The 4,876-nt window shown below is 34.0% G+C and carries 3 protein-coding genes; 1 reads left to right on the top strand and 2 read right to left on the bottom strand.

The genetic code is table 11. The features are described 5' to 3' along the window. A partial coding sequence (locus ACR0QS_RS11085; RefSeq protein WP_432633511.1) for an Rpn family recombination-promoting nuclease/putative transposase occupies positions 1-652 on the top strand: 652 nt, incomplete at its 5' end. Between the two features lie 378 nt (positions 653-1,030). On the opposite strand, the gene ACR0QS_RS11080 is transcribed toward ACR0QS_RS11085, so the two are convergent. Continuing rightward, positions 1,031-1,906 carry a hypothetical protein gene (locus ACR0QS_RS11080; RefSeq protein ID WP_432633510.1) on the bottom strand — a complete coding sequence of 292 codons (876 nt, stop codon included), beginning with the start codon at positions 1,904-1,906 and terminating at the stop codon, positions 1,031-1,033. Positions 1,907-2,650: 744 nt separating this feature from the next. Next, a complete protein-coding gene (locus tag ACR0QS_RS11075) occupies positions 2,651-4,738 on the bottom strand; it encodes a glutamine synthetase III (RefSeq protein WP_432633509.1) in 2,088 nt (695 codons plus the stop codon). Positions 4,739-4,876: the final 138 nt, after the last annotated feature.

The raw sequence follows: 4,876 nt of genomic DNA, 5'->3' as shown, positions 1-4,876 counted from the left end.
TATTGTAAATGAATTGAAAGAGGGCGAAGATTACAAACAACTTACAGGAATAATAAGTATCAATTTACTTAATTTTAATTTAGATTTTGGAGACGAAGGTAAACCGCATCGCTGTTTTAAATTAATTGACACGAAAAACCATAATGTAGATTTAGATTTTATCCAAATGCATGTTATAGAAGCGAAACGATTTATTGAAATAATAGAAAAATCAACTTTGGACGAATTAAAGAAAAATAAATTATTAACTTGGATGAAATTTTTTACAACAAAAAATTTAAAATCTATAGAAAAAGAATTGAAGGAGGCAAACCCAATTATGACAAAAGTTATTGAAGAATACAAAAGATTTACTTCTGACGATAAACTTATGCGAGCTTATGACGCAAGGGACGCGTTTTTGGTAGGACAAAAAATTATGCTTGATAGAGAACGAGAAGAAGGAATTAAAGAAGGCATTGAAAAAGGAATAAAAAGGGGAATTAAAAAAGGTATAAAAGAAGGCAAACTTGAAGGCATAAAAGAAGGTAAACTTGAAGGCATAAAAGAAAGAAATTATACCATAGCAAAAGATATGAAATCAAAAAATATGGACATAAAACTAATAAGTGAAATTACGGGCTTAACCATAGAAGAAATTGAAAAACTATAAATTCAATATCGCATTATTAAATTTTATAAATTGTTAATCCGATATTATTTTTATAAATATAACAAATTAGTCATTCGCCGTAGGCGTCCCGCACTTTGTGGGCTTTAGTCTAGGGAACGAGCCTTTGCCGAAGGCACGCAGGTCGAGGCGAAGCAATCCACAGAAAAGAAATTTTATTATATTACTTGTCAACTTCTATTACTAACCAAAAATAAAGGCGACACACTTTCATGCATCGCCCTTGAGAATAACACAAACAAAATAATCTAATATCTATTTTAACAACCGTGAACTTTCAAATCTATAATCGTTTGGAATTAATAATTAACTCTCAAATCGCTTTTCAATTTTAAGTCCGATTAAACCTTAACGCAAATATTATTTAATCGTGCCTTCGGTTATACTTGTTTTAAATTTTCTAAATATTAAACCGCCGTCTTCTATAGTCAAAGTATATATATTGCCTTTTCCATCCGTAGCAATAGAAGCGTCTCTAGTATTGTTTCCTACCGTAGGACTTGAACTTATACCCGTTATTTTTCCGTTAGCAGTAATCGAATAACTTTCGGATTTTTCGGCTGCCTCGCTCGTTTTAAATATGCTTCCATTTTTATCTATTTTTATAACATCGTTATTTCCTTTGGTAGTTTGTCTAGAATCTTTTTTCAAATCCCAGCCCCATCCTGAAACATTAAGGTCGCCTGTTATTTCTTTAGCCTCTAATATTAATTCTATATTTCCTCCAACTTCGCTTAAAGGAATTTGACGACTATTGCCTATTCCTATTCCCGCGCCCGCAGCCGTTCGGATTGTCTTACCGCTTCCAAAATATTTATCTGCGCCTAATACACTGCAGCCTCCAGCGACATTATCCGCGTTTATTATTCCATCCATAGCTTTAGAGGAAGTAGATTTTATCTGGAATGCTTCTCCGTTTAATTCAAATGTTCCTTTTATCTCAGCTAAAGGCATTCCTGGTCCAATTTTGCCATTATATTTCGTTACTATAGCGCTAACCGTAGTTCCGTCAAAGAAAATATAAGGATATTTTGCGGAAGAATCTAAAGTCATAGCTTTAGATAAACTATCGCCTCCGTCACCGCTCGTGCGATATTTAATATTGTTTCCTTCTCCGTAAGCGATTATAAGTTTATCGCCCGAAACTACAACTACGGGGCTATCTATATTATTGGCTGTCGATAATGTTGTGCTTGTAACGGTATTGTCTCCAGTTCCAGTGCTTGAGGTAGGCAAATCTTTGTCTATTTCGGCAAAATCGTTACTCGCTGTCGGCTTTTTGTTACATGCAATGAATACTATTGAAATTAAAACCGAGATGCCTATTAGATATAATAAGCCCTTTCCTTTCCTTTAATTTAACTGCATTAATTATTGTCATTTTGTTCTCCTCGCCTTTCGGCTCTCGCCTCTTGGCTTTTTCTAAAATTTTTTTTCTTTACTTATAATAACCGTTATTTTAAAAAAAGTCAAATATTTTTTTAATAAATTTAATAAAATTGTCATTGCGAACGAAGTGCGCTAAAGCTGGCAGTCGCCAAGCAATCCACACAGAATAGATTATTCGGCTATAAATAGCCTCGTTCCCTAGGCTAAAGCCCACAGAGTGCGGGACGCCTTCGGCGAATGACAATAGTATAATTTTTATTAAATTCTCAAAAAACAAATAACTTAATCAAATAACAATTATTACTTTCTATTTATCGACTTTTAGATTCATAAAATTTAATTTTATATAGTCATTGCCGTTGCCGAAGGCACGCATGGCGAGGCACACAGAGTGTGCGAGCTTTCGTAAGAAAGCGAAGCAATCCAAAATAATAAAATTTCTTTTCTGTGGATTACTTCAGACTTTGTCAAGTCTTCGTAATGACAGTAAAAATATTGTCATTGCAAACATTTAAATCATTCATAATAAAATAGAGAACATCTTACGACATCCTCTACTTTAATTTTATTCTTTACGAAATACAAAATCTATCACAACAAACTATAAAGCATATCTCCGTAAGTCGGAAGTTTCCAGTATTTTTTAGAAACCGTTTTTTCAAGTTCGTCAATTATAGGACGCATTTCGTTATCCATATAATTCAAAACTTTATCTCTATAGAATTTTGACGATTTTTGAACATCGCTTATTTTCTTTCCTTCCGCAATATAGCCTTCAAATTTTTTAAGTTTGTCGGATAAAGATTTTGTCAAATCGCTTATTTTATTAAGCAAATCTTTTTCCACTTCGTATTTTATTTTTAAGTTTTTCTTTCTTTCGGCTATTTTTGAAAGCGCTCCCTCGTATTCAATCGAGTCGGGAATAATATTTTTATTAATCATATCGATTAAAGTCAAAGCTTCGATATTCAAAACTTTAATATATTCTTCCAAAACTATTTCGTATCTCGAATGAATTTCAACTTCGGTAAACACTTTATGTTTAGTCAAAAGCTCGACTGATTTTTTCGTTATAAAATGTGGCATAACTTCGGGCATAGATTTCAAATTATATAATCCTCTTTTTTCCGCTTCTTTTACCCACTCGTCCGAATAATTGTTTCCGTTATATACTATTCTTTTATGTTTTGCAAAAGTGTCTTTAATCAATTCTTCCAAATCTTTTTCAAAATTGGAACTTTTTTCCAAAGTATCGGCAAATTGAGATAAAGCTTCCGCAACGATAGTATTTAATATTATATTCGGTCCCGAAATTGACAAACTCGAACCAACCATTCTGAATTCGAATTTATTTCCCGTAAAAGCGACAGGAGAGGTTCTGTTTCTGTCTGTTAAATCTTTAGTTAATTTCGCCAAATAATGAACTCCGACTTCCATATCTTCTCTGTCTTTCGCTTTATATTTTGAATTTCCGAAAGCTTCGAGCATTTTAGTAAGTTCTTCTCCCAAGAAAATCGATATTATCGCAGGAGGCGCTTCGCTCGCTCCAAGTCTGTGGTCGTTACTTGCGCTTGCCGTAGTCACTCTAAGCAAATCCTGATATTCGTCAACCGCTTTTATGAACGCCACTAAAAATAATAGGAATTGTTTATTTTTCCAAGGAGTATTTCCTGGTTCGAGCAAATTCATTCCCGTATCGGTTGCAATAGACCAGTTATTATGTTTTCCGCTTCCGTTTACTCCCGCAAAAGGTTTTTCATGCAGAATGCAAGTTAGATTATGTTTTTCGGCGATTACTTTCATTAATTCCATCATAAGCTGATTTTGGTCCGCCGCAATATTTGTAATTGAAAATTCTGGAGCTAATTCGTATTGTCCAGGCGCCACTTCGTTATGTTCCGTTTTCGCCATTATTCCAAGTTTCCAAAGTTCGTTGTCAAGTTCTTTCATAAACTCCGAAACTCTCGGTTTAATCACTCCAAAATAATGGTCTTCGAGTTCCTGCCCTTTAGGAGGACATGCTCCGAATAATGTTCTTTTACAATATCTTAAATCTTGTCTTTGCAAATATAATTCTCTGTCTATTAAAAAATATTCCTGTTCCGCTCCGACTGTCGTATAAACTCTTCCGACATCGTTATGTCCGAATAATTTAAGTATTCTTTTAGCTTCTTTCTCCAAAACTTCCATCGAACGAAGAAGAGGAGTTTTTTTATCCAAAGCCTCGCCTCCGTAAGAACAGAAAACTGTCGGAATGCATAAAGTATTGTCTTTAATGAAAGCATAGGAAGTCGGGTCCCAAGCCGTATATCCTCTCGCCTCGAAAGTCGTTCTAAGTCCGCCAGAAGGAAAACTTGAAGCGTCAGGTTCTCCTTGAGCCAATTCTTTACCCGTGAATTCCATGCGAATAGAACCGCCCTCGCCTTGCGTTATAAAGCTCGTATGTTTTTCCGCCGTTATTCCCGTCATAGGCTGAAACCAATGCGTAAAATGAGTCGCGCCTTTTTCTATAGCCCATTCTTTCATGGCATGAGCGACAACATTTGCAAGTTCCAAATCCAATCTCTCTCCGTTTTTTATGGTTTTTACCAATTTTTTATAAACATCTTTTGGGAGTTTTTCCCGCATAACATTATCGTTAAAAACCATACTGCCAAAAATTTCAGGCACATTTTTCATGAGTTTTACCCTCCAATGAAATTAAATTTTTTTATTAATAAAAATTTTTATTTTTATTGGCAATAATTATAAAATTTCTTAAAATTAAATCAATATTACTATATATAGTTATTTAAAAAATTTTGTGAAGTTTTAAAT

It is taken from the genome of Brachyspira sp. (genome assembly GCF_050873525.1).
In the GTDB taxonomy this organism is placed as follows: Bacteria; Spirochaetota; Brachyspiria; order Brachyspirales; family Brachyspiraceae; genus Brachyspira.
This window is presented reverse-complemented; position numbering and strand designations above follow the sequence as displayed.